This is a genomic window from Streptomyces sp. NPDC056224, from assembly GCF_042267665.1.
Taxonomy (GTDB): domain Bacteria; phylum Actinomycetota; class Actinomycetes; order Streptomycetales; family Streptomycetaceae; genus Streptomyces.
Map to the genome: position 1 here is coordinate 255,995 of NZ_JBHJTK010000006.1, position 15,180 is coordinate 271,174.

Sequence of the window (15,180 nt, forward strand, 5' to 3'; positions counted from 1 at the left end):
CATGGCCGACACCGCCGAGCACAAGAAGTCCGAGAAGCAGTCCGAGAAGCAGTCCGAGAAGCACGCCGAGAAGCACGCCGAGAAGCACGCTGAGAAGCACGCAGAGAAGTACGCCGAGGACAGGCCCGAGAAGAAGTCCGACCACCGCTCGGGGAAGCGGCAGCCCGGGAAGCGGCAGCGGCGGCGGTTCAGGCGTCCCCCCGTGTGGTGGCCGCTGCCCGCGTGCGCTCTGCTCGGGCTGGCCGCGGGCGGGGCGTACGGGGTGCTGAAGGCGCCCGAGTACGCCGCGACCAGCTACGTCGTCGCCGTGCCGGACGACACCACCGAGCCGGCCACCGCCCTCGGCTTCGCCCAGGCCTATGCCCGCATCGCCACCAGCAGCTCCACCCTCGCCTACGCCCAGCCCCGCGCCGGCATCGGCGCCCGGAAGCTGCGGACCCAGGTGCGGGCCGAGACCTCGCCCGAGTCCCCGATGATCGCCATCACCGGTACGTCGACCAGCCCCGCCGAGGCCGCCGACATCGCCAACGCGGTCGCCGACGCGCTGTCGCTGAGCAGCAATCAGGCCGCCAAGAACACCGGTGTGCAGCTGCTCCTCTTCAACCAGGCCGTCGCACCGGGCGACCCGGCCTCCCCGTCCGCCCCCATCAGCGGCGCCGTCGGCATGTGCGCCGGTGGCCTGCTCGGCGGGCTGTGGCTGCTCGCCCGGCCCGGCCGCCGCAGGGAGGAGCAGGAGGGCGGTCCCGAGAGCGGTCCCCAGAGCGGTTCCCAGAGCGGTTCGCAGGGCGGTTCGGAGAGCCGCCGGGAGAGCGGTCAGCCGGTCGTCGAGGAGTACGCCTCGCTCCCCGCGCAGAGTGAGCCGAACTCGGCCAAGGAGAAGGAGTCCGTGCGATGACTCCGGGCTCCGCCGGGGCTCTGTCGGTGACGCTGTGCCGCGACCCCCGGCAGTTCGCCGCGCTGGAGGAGCCGTGGAACCGGCTCCTGCGCGCCTGCCCCACCGCCACCCCATTCCAGAGCCACGCCTGGCTGCACTCCTGGTGGCTGTCGTACGGCAAGGAGGGCCGGCTCCGGATCGTCCTCGTGCGGCGCGGCGAGCAGCTGGTCGGCGCGGCCGCGCTGATGCTCGTCCACCGGCCGCTGCCGCTGCTGGTGCCGCTCGGCGGCCCCATCACCGACTACTCCGACGTGCTCGTGGCCGCCGAGTACGCCGACCAGGTCGTTCCGGCCCTGGCCCGGGGGCTGCACCGGGCCGCCCGGGGCGCCGTCGTCGACCTGCGCGAGGTGCGCCCCGGGGCCGCCGCCGAGGCGGTGTACGAGGCGTGGACCGGCGCCCGCGCCAAGCTCACCGACTCCACCTGCATGGAGCTGCCCACGCTTCCCTTCGACGAGCTGGTCAAGCGCATGCCGGCCTCGGGCGCCCAGCGGGTGCGGGCCAAGCTCCGCAAGACGGACGCGGCCGGGATCGAGGAGCACGAGGTCACGGAGCAGGAAGTGCCGCGCGCCGTACGGACCCTGCTGCGGCTGCACGAGAAGCAGTGGCGCGGCCGCGGGGTGACCCCGGAGCACCTGCGGCCCCGCTTCGCCGAGCACCTGACCCGCGCCACCCGGCGGATGGTGCGGGCGGGGGAGGGCCGGCTGACGGAGTTCCGGCTGGACGGGAAGGTGGTCGCGGCCAACGTCACGCTGCTGTCGGCACGGCTGAGCGGCGGCTACCTGTACGGCGCCGATCCGGACCTGCGCGCGCGCAAGGTGGACGTGTCGACGCTGCTGCTGCGCTACGAGGCCGGGCGGGCGCTCGCCGACGGCCGGCCGGTGGTGAGCTTCCTGCGCGGCAACGAGCCGTACAAGAACCACTGGCGGCCCGAGACGGTGGTCAACCAGCGGTTCCTGCTGGCCACGAGCGCGCTCGCGCCCCTGCTGCGGCTGCACGAGTCGCAGGTGACGGGGCGCGAGCGGGCGGTGGACGCGCTGCGGGAGGCGCTGCCGGCCGCCCGGGACTGGCGGGCGCGGCTCAACGAACTGCGGGTGCGATGACCCGGCTAGAAGGGCCAGAAGCCCGAGCCCTCGCCCCAGTCGACCGTGACGCAGACCGACTGCTTCCCGACCAGCTTGGAGAGCCACTCGCCGAAGTTGAGCGGGATGCACCACTGCGTGCTGTTGACCGGCGGCGTCGGCGGGTCCGGCAGCGGCTGGGGCGGCGCGGTCGGGGTCCGGGTCGGTGCGGGGGTCGCGGGCTCGGGCTTCGGCACGACCGGGCTCGGGACGACCGGGCTCGGGACGACGGGGGACGGCACGGGGGTCGGCACCCGGGACGGCGTCGGTGTCGGGAGCTCGGGGGTCGGAACCACCGGGGTCGGAACCACCGGGGTCGGAACCACCGGCGAGGGCACGGGCGTCGGTGTCGGCTCGGGGACCTCGGGCGAGGGCTTGGGGACCTCGGGCGTCGGGACCTGCGGGGTCGGGACCGTGGGGCTCGGCACCACGGGCGTGGGCACCACGGGGGTCGGGACGACCGGGGTCGGCACCACGGGCGTGGGCACCACCGGGGTCGGGATCACCGGGCCGGGCTTCTCCTCCCTCAGCGTCTTGCGGAAGACCTTGGCGGACTGCGGGTTCTGCTTGCACTGCCACACGCCGTGCGGGCAGTAGTCGGTGATGGTGTGGTACAGCGGCTTGTGTTCCCCGATCCACTTCAGCATGCGCCGGACGTACTCCGCGTTGTCCCCGCGCCGGTACAACCCCCACTCCGGGTAGGAGATCTCCTTGCCGTGTGCTTTCGCGAAGTCGACCTGATGCTGGAGTCCGTACGGCTGGGTGATCTGCTCGTCGAAGTCACGGCCGGGCCCCTGGTCGTACGAGTCCATTCCGATGATGTCGACCACGTCGTCGCCGGGGTAGCAGGAGGTCCAGCCGATGGCGTCCTTACCCCTGTTCGGGGCGAAGTCGAACAGGAACTCCTGACCGGGTACCGAGCGCATCGAGGCGACGACGCGCCTCCAGTACGCCTTCCAGTTCTCCGGGTCCGGCCCACAGCGGTGGGAGTAGGTGGTGCCGTTCATCTCCCAGCCGAGCACGATCACCGTGTCCGGGACGCCCAGGTCCACGAGCCGCGCGGCGAGCCTCTTGAAGTGCAGGTCGTACTGCCCCGACGCGCCCGCCCCGATCAGCCGGGCCACCTGGCGGTCGGACAGCCGCTCCTCGTTCCGCTCCTGCATGGGCACGTTGAGGACGAACATCCGGTCGTCACGGGCCCGGCGCCACTGCGCCCAGCTCTCCAGGAAGGAGACGCCGCCCTCGATGCCCGCCCACCGGTCGCCGGGCAGGTAGGTGTGTCCGACCCGGATCTCCTTGCCGCCCAGCCAGCGCGACAGGTGGGGGATCCGGGCCACGCCGTTCGGGCCGTAGTCGAGGTAGGCGCCCATGGCGATGTCCGAACCCTGGGCCCGGTCCCTCTCGGGTTCCGCGAGGGCGGCCCCGGTGGCGAGCAGTCCGGCCGTGACCGTACCGATGCAGGTGCTCGCCAGTCGGCGGCGTGGTGTGGGCATGGCGTCTCCCGGGCTTTCCTGAATCGGTGTGCTTGCAGAAGACGTTAGACATCAGATCTGACGAATGGCCTGTCCGGTGAGGGCTGCATAGGCCATTCGCAGCTGCGCACCATCCCCGCTTGGTCCGACTAGGTGAAAGACACCGTTGCCATGCACGCGTATCTCAACCATGTGCCCGCAGTTCTGCTCAGACTCGATCGCAATCCCTTCCACCACGGAACCCTTGGCGCCGTCAGATCCCTTGGCCGCGAAGGCGTGGAGGTACATGCCGTCGTCGAGGCCGGGGGAGGACCGATGGCTCGGTCGAGGTATCTGCGCGCCGTGCACCCGGGGCCGACCGGCGGACTGGACCCCGAGGCGCCCGAGGCGTTGCTGGAGTGCCTGACCGGGGTGTCGGAGCGGATCGGCCGGCCGGCCGTTCTCGTCGCCATGGACGATCTGAGCGCCATCGCCGTGTCCCGGGTGGCGCCGATGCTGACGGACCGTTTCCGGATCCCCCATCAGCCCGACAACCTGCCCGCCCGGGTGGCCGACAAGGCGGAGCTGGCGCGGCTGTGCGCGCGGTGGGGGATCCCGCACCCGGAGACCGTCGTCCCGGCGAGCGGTGCCGAGGCGGCGGAGGCGGCCTGGCGGCTCGGCCTGCCGGTGGTCGCCAAGTGGAGCCGGCCCTGGCTGCTGCCGGCCGGGTCCGGCGGGCTGCGGAGCACCACGCTGCTGCACACCGCCGCCGAGGCGCGGCGGCTGTACGAGCGCTCCGCCGAGGCCGGGAGCCGGCTGCTGCTCCAGCGGTTCCTGCCGGCCGGGCCGGACACCGACTGGTTCCTCCACGGCGCCTTCGCCCGCGGCGGGCATCCGCTGCTCGTGGGGTCGGGCCGCAAGGAGCTGTCCTGGCCGGTGCGCACGGGGCTGACGGCGGTGGGGCGCTGGCTGCCGGATCCGGCGGTGGAGGAGGCGGGGCTGAGGCTCGCCGAACGCCTCGGCTACCAGGGGATCCTGGACCTGGACTTCCGCCGGGACGAGCGGGGCACCTTCCGGCTCGTGGACTTCAACCCCCGCCCGGGGGCGCAGTTCCGGCTGTTCACGGACGCCGCCGGGCTGGACGTCGTACAGGCGATGTACCTGGATCTGACGGGCCAGCAGGTCCCGGCGCCCTCGGGCGGGCCGGGCCGGGTGTTCGTCGCGGAGAACTACGCGCTGCTGGCGGCGGTACGCGGCCGCTCCCTGCCGCACCGTCAAGCGGTGAGCCGGACGGAGCGGGCGGGCCGGGCGGGCACGCCGGATCCTGGTCCGCCGGAGCCGGGCGCGCCGGAGCCGGGCGCGGCGCCTTCGCCGGCCGGCCCGGGGACGGCGTCCGCGGCGGCGCATCCGGGCGGGCGCGGGTGGGCCCGGACGGCGCGGCCGCTGCCGAAGGCCGAGCGGGGGCGGGTCGAGACGGCCTGGTTCGCCTCCGACGACCCGCTGCCCTTCCTCGCGATGCTCGGCGCCTTCCTCGGCCGCGGTTTCGGCAAGGGCGCGCGCGCCCTGCGGGGCGTTCCCGCGCAGGGGCGGCGCACGGCACGTGCGGTGGTCCGGGCACCCCGCCAGCGGGGCCGCGAGCAGCCGGAGCCCGCTCCGGCGCTCGCCCGGCCCGTGCCGCCGGAGGCTTCCGCGGAGCCGGACGAGCTGGTGACCCGTTGACCCCGCCCGGTCCGGGCCGATGACCATGGAGCTGGAGGAACGGCCGTGACGCGGATGGACGATCTCGTGGTGGTCGGCGCGGGCCCGTACGGGCTGTCGATCGCCGCGCACGCGGCGGGCGCGGGGCTGGACGTACGGCTGCTGGGGCGGCCCATGGCGTCCTGGCGCGACCACATGCCCGAGGGCATGTACCTGAAGTCGGAGCCCTGGTCCTCCAACCTGTCCGCGCCGGGCGGACGGTACACGCTGGCCGACTACTGCGCCACGCGCGGACTGGTCGCGGAACACGGCACTCCGCTGCCCATCGGCACGTTCAGTGCGTACGGGATGTGGTTCGCCCGCCATGCCGCGCCCGAGGTGGAGGAGGTGACCGTCACGGAGGTGACCCCGCAGGGCGACGGCTTCCTCGTCCGCACCGCCGAGGGACCGCCGCTGCTCACCCGCACGGTCGCCCTCGCGGTCGGGGTGATGCCGTTCGTCCGCCTTCCCCCGGCGCTGCGGGAGCTGCCGCCCGGCCACTCCTCGCACAGCAGCGGCCACCGGGACCTGACCCGTTTCGCGGGCCGCGAGGTCGCCGTGCTCGGCGCCGGGCAGGCGGCCCTGGAGACCGCCGCCCTGCTGGCCGAGCAGGGGGCCCGGCCGTGCCTGGTCGCCCGGCGCTCCCGGCTGACCTGGAACACCGTGCCGCAGCCCCTGGCCAGGCCCCGGCTGCAGGCCCTGCGCGATCCGCACAGCGGACTCGGCACCGGCTGGCGCAGCTGGGTCTGGTCGGAGCTGCCCTGGGCGGTCCGGCGGCTGCCCGCGGCCACCCGGGAGCGGATCGCGGAGACCGCGCTGGGCCCCGCCGGCGCCTGGTGGCTGCGGGACCGCTTCGAGCGGCGCGTTCCCGTACTGCTCGGGCACCACCTGCACCGGGCCGTGGCGGTGGGCGGGCGGACCCGGCTCGGACTGACCACCAGGGCGGGGGAGTCCGTGGTCCTGGACACCTCGCACGTCATCGCGGCCACCGGCTTCACCCCGGACCTGGACCGGCTGGAGCTGCTCGACGCGGGGCTGCGGGCCGCCCTGGAGACCGTGGGGGAGAGCGGGACGCCGGAGCTGAGCCCCGGCTTCGAGTCCTCGTGGCCCGGACTGTTCTTCGCGGGGCTGCTGACGGCTCCCTCATTCGGCCCTTCCATGCGATTCGTGCACGGTGCGGGGTTCACGGCGGGGAGACTGGTGGGAGGAGTCCGAAGGCGCCTCGGCGCCCGGGGCCCGCTGTCGGGTTCCACCGGTGAGGTCCGGTACTCCCCCGGACCCGGTCCGGGGGACCGCCGGGGGCCGCGGCCGGGCATCCGAGGAGGCATCCGCGGTGAGATCCGCGGTGAGACGCGGTGAGAGGGGTCCGCGATGAGCGCGGAGCGAGCACAGGGCCGCGGCTGGGTACGCATTCCCGCCAGCCGCGGGGAACAGCCCGCCGCGGCCAGGCCCGCCGCGGCCAGGCCCACCGGGTACGACCGTGCCCCCTACGCGGCGGCCTCCCCCGCCGCCCAGCCCCCGATCTACCTCTCCCTCGTCAAGCGCTGGAGGGAGGCCGGACGCACCCTTCCCGGTCATCCTGACGAGGAGTGGGAGCGGCTGGTCTCCCAGCCGTACTGGCCCGGCCGTTAGGTGGTGTGAGTCTCTTGGCAGCGGTGGAACGCGAAAGCCCCGAGCAGGGCCGGCAGTCCCCCGTGACCGGGCCCGGGGAACGGCTCGCGCTCAACGGCATGGGCAGTTTCGAGTGGGACCTGGACGCCGGCACGCTCATTCTGGACGAGGCCGGGACGGTCGTCTTCGACCTGGATCCGCAGGAGTACGACGGCACCCCGGAAGGGCTCGGGCGGCGGATCTCGCCGAAGGACGGCGTCCGGCTGCGCGACGGCGTCGCGGCCGTCCTGGAGAGCGGCGGGGAGACGTACGGCGCCTACTTCACGGTGCAGCGGCGCGACGGCCGCGACCAGTGGACGCACACCCAGGGCCGGGTGATCCGGGACGAGGAGGGGCGGCCGCGGCGGATCCTGGGGATCGTGCGGGACGCGACGGCGGAGCTGGCGCAGGCCACGCTCCTGCGCAAACTGGAGACGGCCCGGGCCCAGCAGGCGACGATCGTCCAGCGGACCACCGAGGCCCTCTCGCGGGCGGTGACCGTCGACGACGTCACGGCCGCGCTGACCGGGGCGGGCGCCCTGGAGCGGCTCGGCGCGGACGGGCTGGCCCTGGGGCTCGTCGAGGGCGGCGCGATCAAGATGATCGCGATGAGCGGGGAGACGCTGGAGATCCTCAGCGAGCGCAACCTCACCCGGCTGGACGGAACACTGCCGCTGTCGCACGCGGTGGTCACCCGGCAGGCACGCTTCGTCACCTCGCTCACGTCACTCGGCGAGGAGTTCCCGCTGCTCGGGGACTATCTGGACCGGATCCAGTACGACGCGGCCGCCTATCTGCCGCTGATCGCCCAGGCCAAGGCCATCGGCGGGCTGGTCCTCTTCTACCGGCGGCGCACCGAGTTCAGCCCGGAGGAGAAGAACCTCTGCCTGGGTCTGGCGGGCATCGTGGCCCAGTCGCTTCAGCGGGCGCTCCTCTTCGACCAGGAGCGGGAGTTCGCGACCGGCCTGCAGGCCGCCATGCTGCCGCGCCGGATCCCCGAGATCACGGGCGGGGAGATCGCGGTCCGCTACCACTCCGCCTGGAGCGGGCGGGAGGTCGGCGGGGACTGGTACGACGTGATCTCGCTGCCCCGCGACCGGGTCGGCATCGTGGTGGGCGACGTACAGGGCCACGACACGCACGCGGCGGCCATCATGGGCCAGCTGCGGATCGCGCTGCGGGCCTACGCGGGGGAGGGCCATCCCCCGTCCACCGTGCTGGCGCGGGCCTCGCGCTTCCTCGCCGAGCTGGACACCGAGCGCTTCGCGACCTGCATGTACGCCCAGGTGGACCTGGAGAGCGGCGGCGTACGGGCCGTCCGCGCGGGCCACCTCGGCCCGCTGATCCGGCACACCGACGGACGTACGGGCTGGCCCAACGTGCGCGGCGGCCTGCCGCTCGGGCTGGCCTCCGTCTTCGAGCAGGAGGAGTTCCCCGAGACCCGCCTAGACCTGGTACCCGGGGAGACGCTGGTGCTGTGCACGGACGGCCTGGTGGAGGAGCCGGGCACGGCCATCAGTCGGGGCATGGAGGCCCTCGCCCACGTGGTGCGCAGCGGCCCGCAGGAGGCCGGGGCGCTCGCCGACCACCTCCTGGACCGCCTCTGGGAGCGCTGGGGCTCCGGTGACGACGTGGCCCTGCTGGTGCTGCGCCGGGCCCCCGACCCGGGCACCCACCGGGCGCCGCGCATCCACCAGTACGTCCACCAGGCCGATCCGGAAGGGCTCTCGGAGGCCCGTTACGCGCTGCGCCAGGCCCTGCGCGACTGGGGCATGCCGGACCTCGCCGACGACGTGGAGCTGGCGGCCGGGGAACTGCTGGTCAACGCCCTCCTGCACACCGACGGCGGGGCGGTGCTGACCATGGAGGTGCTGCCCGAGCCGGTCCGGCGGATCCGGCTGTGGGTCAAGGACCGTTCCAGCGTGTGGCCGCGCCGGCGCACTCCGGGCGAGTCCGCGACCACGGGGCGGGGGCTCCTGCTGGTGGACGCGCTGGCCACGCACTGGGGCGTGGAGTCCCGGGGCGACGGCAAGGCCGTGTGGTGCGAGTTCGACGCGGCGGGCAGCCCCCGGAGCGCGGGGTGAGCGCGCCGTCACGTCGAGTTGTGGGGTGCGGGGGGCGGGGGGATGATGCGAACCATGGAACGGAACGTGCTGTGCGCAGGCTGAGCAGGGGCGCCGTGACGGGCGTCCTGGCCGTGCTCCTGCTGGCCGCCGGAGTGCATGCGGTCGTGGACCGGACGACGGGGCGGCCGCACGCGGACCCCGGCTGCCAGGCGGTAGCGTTCATGTCGATGACCGGCGTCGCGCCCGAGTGCCGGTAGCGGCGGCTACCGGCCGGACGTCCCCTCGGCCGCCGCGGCCCCACCGGCCCCTTGCGGCCCCACCGGCCCCTTGTTGCGGCCCTGGCCCTGGCCCTAGGGGCGGGCGGTCAGGCGGATCTCCTGGCGGTCCTCCGCGACCGTGTCGATGGAGCGCGGCATCAGGCCCGAGAAGTGGATCTCGTTGAGCTGGGCCTCGGCGAGCGCCGGGCCGGGGTGCACGGCCGGGGTGAACCGGAGCGAGCCGGAGGCCCGCCACTCGTGCTCCCGCCCGTCGCAGTCCGCCTCGCCGCCGCCGAAGGCGAGCCGCGTGCCGTCCTGGACGACGGCGGCCGCGATCTGCAGCTTCGCCCCCATGGGTGACGGGGCGGTGCAGTGGTAGGTGCCGAAAAGGGTGACCGTACCGTCCTTGGAAATGTGACCGTACGGCTGTACGGAAATTCCCTGGTCGAAAACGGTGGCCTGTGCCGAGCCCGTGAACACCGTGGCGGCGGTCAGTGCGGAGAAGGCGGTCAGGGCCAGTCGGCGACCGATGGTGCGCATTGTTCCTCCTGGTGGAAGCGGTGGCGGTAATCCGTCGGAACGCATTGTGCTGGCATATGGGCGGCAACTGTCTTCCCACACTCGTGTCGGTGTGTGCAATTGCCCGCTCGGGCGCGTGAGACTGGCCGCAATACATCCCCCGAAGGGATCCCGCATGCGCCAGTCCGCCGTTCCCGCCCGTTTTTCCGCCCGCCCCCCGGTCCGCTTCCCGCTCCGCCGCCCCGTCCTCGCCGCCGCCCTCCTCCCGCTCCTCCTGCTGGGCGCCACGGCCTGCCAGAGCGCGTCCGAGGGAGCTGCGCTCGCCCCCGCCGCGGCGCCCGCCGTCCCGGTGGACGGCGGTGCGGTGGACGACGGGGCGCCCGGCGCGGAGGGGGCCCCCGCCCGGACCGCGGCGAAGGATGCCCACGTAGGTGAAGCCGTACGGGTACACGGCGGCCAGATCGGCCGGCACCTGCAGGCCGTGCTGGGTGCGTACGTGGACCCGGCGGTCAGCGTGGAGAAGAACTTCGCCCCGCCGGCCGGCAAGCGCTGGGTGGCCGCCTCGATGTCGTTCGTCAACGTGGGCGGGGCCTCGTACGGGGCGCTCGGACGCATGTGGGCGCACGACAGCGCGGGGCAGCGCCACCCGGTGGTGCCCACCGGTGAACTGACGACCGGCAAACCACTCGTCTTCGATTCCCTCGCGGTCGGTGAGCGGGCCGAAGGATGGGTGGTGTTCGAAATCCCGGAAAACGCGCGCATTGTGCGCCTCCAGTACCAGGACGCGAACATGCAGGCGAATTCCGGAACGGGATTCTGGGCCGTCTAGCCCGCCCGGGTGAAAGGCCGTGAAAAGGCCGGGCGGCAGACGGCTAGGGTGCGGCGCATGACTTCTACTCAAGCCGAAATCGACCGGTCCGTGCTGGGCACCCTGTCGGTGCTCGCCTGGATCGGCGACCCCTCCGAAGGCCACGACATCCCGTACCTCCTCGCCTACACCCTCGGGGACGGGCCGAAGGGCGAGAAGGCCAGCGAGGAGGCCGCCCGCGGGCTCCTGGAGGAGATCGGCCTGCCCATCGGCGACGTGGTCATGGACGGCACCCGCAGCCCGCGCACCTTCGCGGTGCAGATCCTGCTCGCGGGCAACCAGATCGCGCTGACCCTGCCCGGGCTGAACGCGACCTGCACCGCCCCGGACGAGTGGGTCGCCGCGGCCGGTGAGAGCGGTCAGGCGTACTTCCTCTTCGCCACGCGGCCCTGGGCCGAGGCCGTCCCGGGCCGGCCGGTGTCCGCCGAGGTCCTCCAGGCGTTCGCGGGTGACGAGGAAGTGCTGACCAGCAGCGCCCACTGCGTCATCACGGTGCAGAGCCTGCAGCAGTAGCCGCGTACCGGGCCCGCCGCCCCCCGCTCCGGCCGCCGGGCTCCCAGCCTGCCCGGCGGCCGGTCCCGTGTGTCCGGGCCCCCGGGTCCCGGGTGCGGGCCCCCGGTGCGGGCCCCCGGTGCGGGGACCTCGTGTTCAGGGCCGCTCGAAGGCGAACCTGAGCGAGCGGACCCGGTTGTCGAAGTTCGACCCGGCCAGATCCGGCAGCCCCACCGCGCGCAGACCCACCGGGCGGGTCAGCAGCTCGCGGAAGAGGGCCTTCATCTCCACCCGGGCCAGGTGCGCGCCCAGGCAGAAGTGCGGACCGCCGCCGCCGAACCCCAGGTGCGGGTTGGGCGAGCGGGTGATGTCGAAGGCGTCGGGGTCCGGGAAGACCGTCTCGTCGCGGTTGGCGGAGGCGTAGTACAGGACCACCTTGTCCCCCGGCTCGAACAGGTGCCCGTCCAGGGTGTGTTCGGCGGCCACCGTCCGGCGGAACTGGATGATCGGCGTCGAGTGGCGGATCATCTCGTCCACCGCGCCGTCCGCGTACTTCTCGAAGTCCGCGAGCAGCAGGTCCCGTTGGTCGGGGTTGTCGGTCAGCAGGGTCAGCCCGTGCGTGATCGCATTGCGGGTCGTCTCCACTCCGGCCACCATCAGGAGCGAGAAGAAGGCGCCGAGCTGCCGGGCGCCGAGGGCCTGGCCGTCGACGTTCGCGCACACCAGGGCCGAGATCAGATCGTCCGTGGGATTCCTGCGCCGCTCCCGTCCGATGCCGGCCACCATCCGCTGCATCCTGGCGAGCGCCCTCAGGCCGCGTCCGGGCATCCGCAGCCGGGCCGCCAGACCGCGCTCCACGCCGATGTTCTCGGAGGCGTGGTTGACGCGGTCGGCGATCTCCGCCCGGTAGTGCTCCGGGATGCCCATCATGTTGCAGATGACCTCCAGGGGCAGCCGGGAGGCCACCGCCGAGACGAACTCGTCCGGCTCGTCCGCGAGTACGTCGTCCACGATGCGGGCCGCCACCGCGTGGATGTCCTCCTCGGCGGCCGCCAGCAGGCGGGGCGTGAAGGCCCGCTGCACGATCTTGCGCAGCTGGGCGTGGTCGGGGCCGTCCAGGTTGACCATCGAGTCCCCGAACAGGGCGCGGACCCAGCGGGCGGGTTCGGGGGTGGTCACGCCGGGCGCGCTGGCGAAGACCTTGGGCAGCCGGCTCGCCTCCTGTACCTGGGCGTGGCGGACCAGGGCCCAGTGGCCGCTCCCCTCGGGGACGAAGACGGGGGAGTCCAGGGCGCGCAGGCGGGCGAAGGCCGCCAGGCGGTGCGAGGGCGGTTGCTGCCAGAAGCCCGGCTCGGCCAGTTCCCTTCCGGGGCCGGTGCCTTGGCGTTGTGCGGGGAGTGTCATGGCATGCCTCCAGTTGCTGGGCGTCGTCCTGCGCTGGAGAACGGCGGCGGCGGTGCGGGAGTGACGGTTCGGTGCGGCGCCGTTGCCGGGGGCGCCGCCCCCGGGGCCCGGCGCCTCATGCCGGGGCGGACCTGGTGGCCAGGGTCACGCCGATGGCCACCGTGGCCGTCGCGACCAGGCCCGCGTAGAGGACCGCGTACGGGCCCGTCCAGGTGCAGGCGAGGATCGCGGTGGCGGAGAGCGGGATGGTCAGCTGCTGGGCGGGCCCCCGCTTGAAGTGGCGGGAGTGCAGCAGCCAGACCATGAACAGGAAGAGTGCCGCCGGGACGGTGACGGCGGCGTTGGCGGACAGCTGTGAGATGTGCGCCGTGCCGACCGTGTGCTCGACCGCGACCTCGATGCCCGCACCGATCGCCGCACCCGAGGCGAAGACCAGCAGGTGGCCGTAACCCCAGGGGATGGCTTCGCGGTTGGAGGTCAGGCGCTCGTGCATCGGCACCGCGAAGTAGATCCACCACGCGGCGAAGACGATCAGCAGTCCGCCGGCGGCGATGGGCAGCAGATGCCCCAGCGCCTCGTGCTCGTTGATCGCCGACTGCACCGCCACCGTGCTCGCGGCGATCGTCTCGCCCAGCACGATGATGGTGAACAGGCCGTACCGCTCCACGATGTGGTGGGCGTGCCAGGGCGTCTGGTGCCCGCGCTCGGCGACCACCGGGACGAGCAGCTCGGCGGCTGCCAGGACCAGGAACAGCCAGCGCTTGGCGTCGTCCGGGACGAACAGCAGCGCCACCCATCCGACCTGGCAGATCACCAGCCCGGCCGCGTACTTCAGCGCCGCCGTCCGCGCCTCGCCGCTCTCCCCGGCGGCGGCCCGCAGCCACTGCGCCGTCAGGGCCACGCGCATGATGACGTAGCCGATGACGGCGATCGTCCAGTCGTTCTCGTCGAAGGCCTGGGACACCCCGGCCGCGTAGACGAGCACACCGGCGATCTGTACGAGGGTCGCGATCCGGTACGGCACGTCGTCGACGTCGTAGGCGGAGGCGAACCAGGTGAAGTTCATCCACGCCCACCACACGCCGAAGAAGACGAAGAAGTACCCGATCACTCCGGTGCCGGGATGGCCCTCCGCCAGCGCGTGCACCAGCCGGGCACCGGCCTGCGCGACCGCGACGACGAAGCAGAGGTCGAAGAACAGCTCCAGCGGGGTGGCCGCGCGGTGGTCCTCGTCGCGGCTGCGGGCGGTCATGGGGGTGTAGGCCATGCAGGCCAGCACACCAGAGGACGCGCCCTCGGCGGGCCGGACGCGCTGGACGGACGTCGTGCGGGAGGCAGGACCTGGTCCTGCCGACCGCACGGCATCCGGCGCAGTCCGGCCCGGCCGCACCATCGAGGCGGCGCGGGCGGCGCGGACGGGGCATGGCCGGCGGGGCGGGCCGGCACACCTTGCCGGTCACCGCACTAGTTCCCCAGGCGGACGGGCATCAGGAGCGAAAACGTGTCCTCGGTGTCGGTGCGGCGGATCGCCAGGGGGGCGTCGGGGGCGCCGAACTCCAGAACCAGCTGGTCCGAGGCTCCCGCGGTGAGGGCATCCAGCAGGAAGTCCCGGTTGACGGCGACGTCGTCCGGGCCGTCGTCGCCGTCTTCGCAGACGGTGACGGCGCCGTCGGCCGTCACCTTGAGGACGCTGAGGCCCTGCTCGCACTCCTCGCTCGCGCGGACGGGACCGGTTGCCACCGCCTCCCGGAGGGCCGGGACGTCGACGAGGGCACGGCGCCGGTCCGCGGGCAGGCGCAGGAGACGGCGGTAATCGGGGAAGTCGTGATCGAGGCACCGGCCGGCGGCCTGGCGGTCGCCCGTCTCCAGGACCACGCGGTCACCGTCCACGGTGAGCCGGACGGACCCGTCGTCACTCAACAGCGCCCGCATCGCGTCGGCGAGCGGGGACGGCACCACGACCTGCACGCGGGGACCACCGTGCCCGTCGACACCGGCTCGGGCGACGGCCATCCGGTACCGGTCGGTGGCCACGACGTGGAGTGCCTCGCCCTCGATGTCGAACAGGACACCGCCGAGCACCGGCAGCTCGGGATCGGTACTGGCCGCGAAACGGACCGCGTCCAGCGCGGCGGCCAGCTCGGGTGCCGAGACAGCCGACCGGATGGTGGCGGTACGGGGCAAAGCCATGGGGTTCTCCCTGTGTTCGAGTAGCGCTCGGATCGTGGAGAACTCGGCCCGGGCGTCGGACAGCCCCAGTTCCAGGCGGCGCAGATGCCCCTGGAGCAGGTTCCGCACGAGGTCGGTGTCCGCACGGGACCAGCCGGCCAGCACGAGCCTGATGTCCGCCAACGGCATGCCCGCCCGGCGCAGCCGCGCCAGCAACCGGGACTCGTCGAGCTGCCCGGGGGCGTACCAGCGATAGCCGCTCACCGGATCCACCCGGGCCGGGACCAGCACGCCGGCACCGTCGTAGAACCGCAGGGCACTCACGCTCAGCCCGCTGTCCCGGGCCATTTCCCCGATACTGCGCATCTCGCTCTCCACACCCCGCACTCTGGGCCCTGTACCTGGTCGAGGGTCAACGCCGGCCCGCGGATCCGGTCTTCCCGTCACGGGGGCCGCGGGCCGGCTGACTCCGTTCGGCGTAGCCACCGATACGGCATAACGGGCTGAATCGGTGC

Annotated in this window: 14 protein-coding genes; 9 read left to right on the top strand and 5 right to left on the bottom strand. The window is 73.5% G+C overall.

Annotation, left to right across the window (positions count from 1 at the left end):
- Position 1: 1 nt before the first annotated feature.
- Together ACFCZ1_RS11725 and ACFCZ1_RS11730 are read left to right on the top strand one after the other, a co-directional pair.
- A complete protein-coding gene (locus ACFCZ1_RS11725; RefSeq protein WP_376678204.1) occupies positions 2 to 895 on the top strand; it encodes a lipopolysaccharide biosynthesis protein in 894 nt (297 codons plus the stop codon).
- Complete coding sequence (locus ACFCZ1_RS11730; protein WP_376678205.1) at positions 892 to 2,034, top strand: GNAT family N-acetyltransferase; 1,143 nt, start codon at positions 892 to 894, stop codon at positions 2,032 to 2,034. Before ACFCZ1_RS11725 ends, ACFCZ1_RS11730 begins: the two co-directional genes overlap by 4 nt.
- Positions 2,035 to 2,039: 5 nt before the next feature.
- Here ACFCZ1_RS11730 and ACFCZ1_RS11735 read toward each other — a convergent pair whose 3' ends face one another.
- Positions 2,040 to 3,545, bottom strand: coding sequence for a glycoside hydrolase family 26 protein (locus tag ACFCZ1_RS11735; RefSeq protein ID WP_376678206.1), 1,506 nt, complete (start codon positions 3,543 to 3,545; stop codon positions 2,040 to 2,042).
- Between the two features lie 294 nt (positions 3,546 to 3,839).
- Here ACFCZ1_RS11735 and ACFCZ1_RS11740 point away from each other — a divergent pair, with 294 nt between their 5' ends.
- The 5 genes from ACFCZ1_RS11740 (at position 3,840) to ACFCZ1_RS11760 (ending at position 9,213) form a co-directional block, all read left to right on the top strand.
- Positions 3,840 to 5,222, top strand: coding sequence for an ATP-grasp domain-containing protein (locus tag ACFCZ1_RS11740; RefSeq protein ID WP_376678207.1), 1,383 nt, complete (start codon positions 3,840 to 3,842; stop codon positions 5,220 to 5,222).
- Positions 5,223 to 5,276: 54 nt separating this feature from the next.
- A complete protein-coding gene (locus ACFCZ1_RS11745; protein WP_376678258.1) occupies positions 5,277 to 6,599 on the top strand; it encodes an NAD(P)-binding domain-containing protein in 1,323 nt (440 codons plus the stop codon).
- Between the two features lie 12 nt (positions 6,600 to 6,611).
- Entirely contained in the window at positions 6,612 to 6,872 is a 261-nt protein-coding gene (locus ACFCZ1_RS11750; protein ID WP_376678208.1) for a hypothetical protein, read from the top strand.
- Positions 6,873 to 6,895: 23 nt separating this feature from the next.
- A complete protein-coding gene (locus tag ACFCZ1_RS11755) occupies positions 6,896 to 8,974 on the top strand; it encodes a SpoIIE family protein phosphatase (RefSeq protein WP_376678209.1) in 2,079 nt (692 codons plus the stop codon).
- A 71-nt stretch (positions 8,975 to 9,045) separates the two neighbouring features.
- The gene (locus ACFCZ1_RS11760) at positions 9,046 to 9,213 is read left to right on the top strand and encodes a hypothetical protein (RefSeq protein WP_376678210.1); all 168 of its coding nucleotides are present in this window, start codon (positions 9,046 to 9,048) and stop codon (positions 9,211 to 9,213) included.
- Positions 9,214 to 9,306: 93 nt separating this feature from the next.
- Here ACFCZ1_RS11760 and ACFCZ1_RS11765 read toward each other — a convergent pair whose 3' ends face one another.
- Positions 9,307 to 9,753 carry a DUF6299 family protein gene (locus tag ACFCZ1_RS11765; protein ID WP_376678211.1) on the bottom strand — a complete coding sequence of 149 codons (447 nt, stop codon included), beginning with the start codon at positions 9,751 to 9,753 and terminating at the stop codon, positions 9,307 to 9,309.
- A 154-nt stretch (positions 9,754 to 9,907) separates the two neighbouring features.
- On the opposite strand from ACFCZ1_RS11765, the gene ACFCZ1_RS11770 reads away from it, so the two are divergent.
- Positions 9,908 to 10,561 (top strand): hypothetical protein, encoded by a 654-nt coding sequence (locus ACFCZ1_RS11770; RefSeq protein WP_376678212.1) that lies wholly within the window; start codon positions 9,908 to 9,910, stop codon positions 10,559 to 10,561.
- 57 nt (positions 10,562 to 10,618) lie between these two features.
- Positions 10,619 to 11,113 (top strand): DUF5949 family protein, encoded by a 495-nt coding sequence (locus tag ACFCZ1_RS11775; RefSeq protein WP_376678213.1) that lies wholly within the window; start codon positions 10,619 to 10,621, stop codon positions 11,111 to 11,113.
- A 135-nt stretch (positions 11,114 to 11,248) separates the two neighbouring features.
- Here ACFCZ1_RS11775 and ACFCZ1_RS11780 read toward each other — a convergent pair whose 3' ends face one another.
- The 3 genes from ACFCZ1_RS11780 to ACFCZ1_RS11790 form a co-directional block, all read right to left on the bottom strand.
- On the bottom strand, positions 11,249 to 12,496 hold the full coding sequence (locus tag ACFCZ1_RS11780; RefSeq protein ID WP_376678214.1) for a cytochrome P450: 1,248 nt from the start codon (positions 12,494 to 12,496) through the stop codon (positions 11,249 to 11,251).
- 115 nt (positions 12,497 to 12,611) lie between these two features.
- Positions 12,612 to 13,763: a low temperature requirement protein A gene (locus ACFCZ1_RS11785; protein WP_376678215.1), complete on the bottom strand. Its 1,152-nt coding sequence runs from the start codon at positions 13,761 to 13,763 to the stop codon at positions 12,612 to 12,614.
- Between the two features lie 197 nt (positions 13,764 to 13,960).
- A complete protein-coding gene (locus ACFCZ1_RS11790; RefSeq protein ID WP_376678216.1) occupies positions 13,961 to 15,031 on the bottom strand; it encodes a MerR family transcriptional regulator in 1,071 nt (356 codons plus the stop codon).
- Between the last annotated feature and the right edge of the window lie 149 nt (positions 15,032 to 15,180).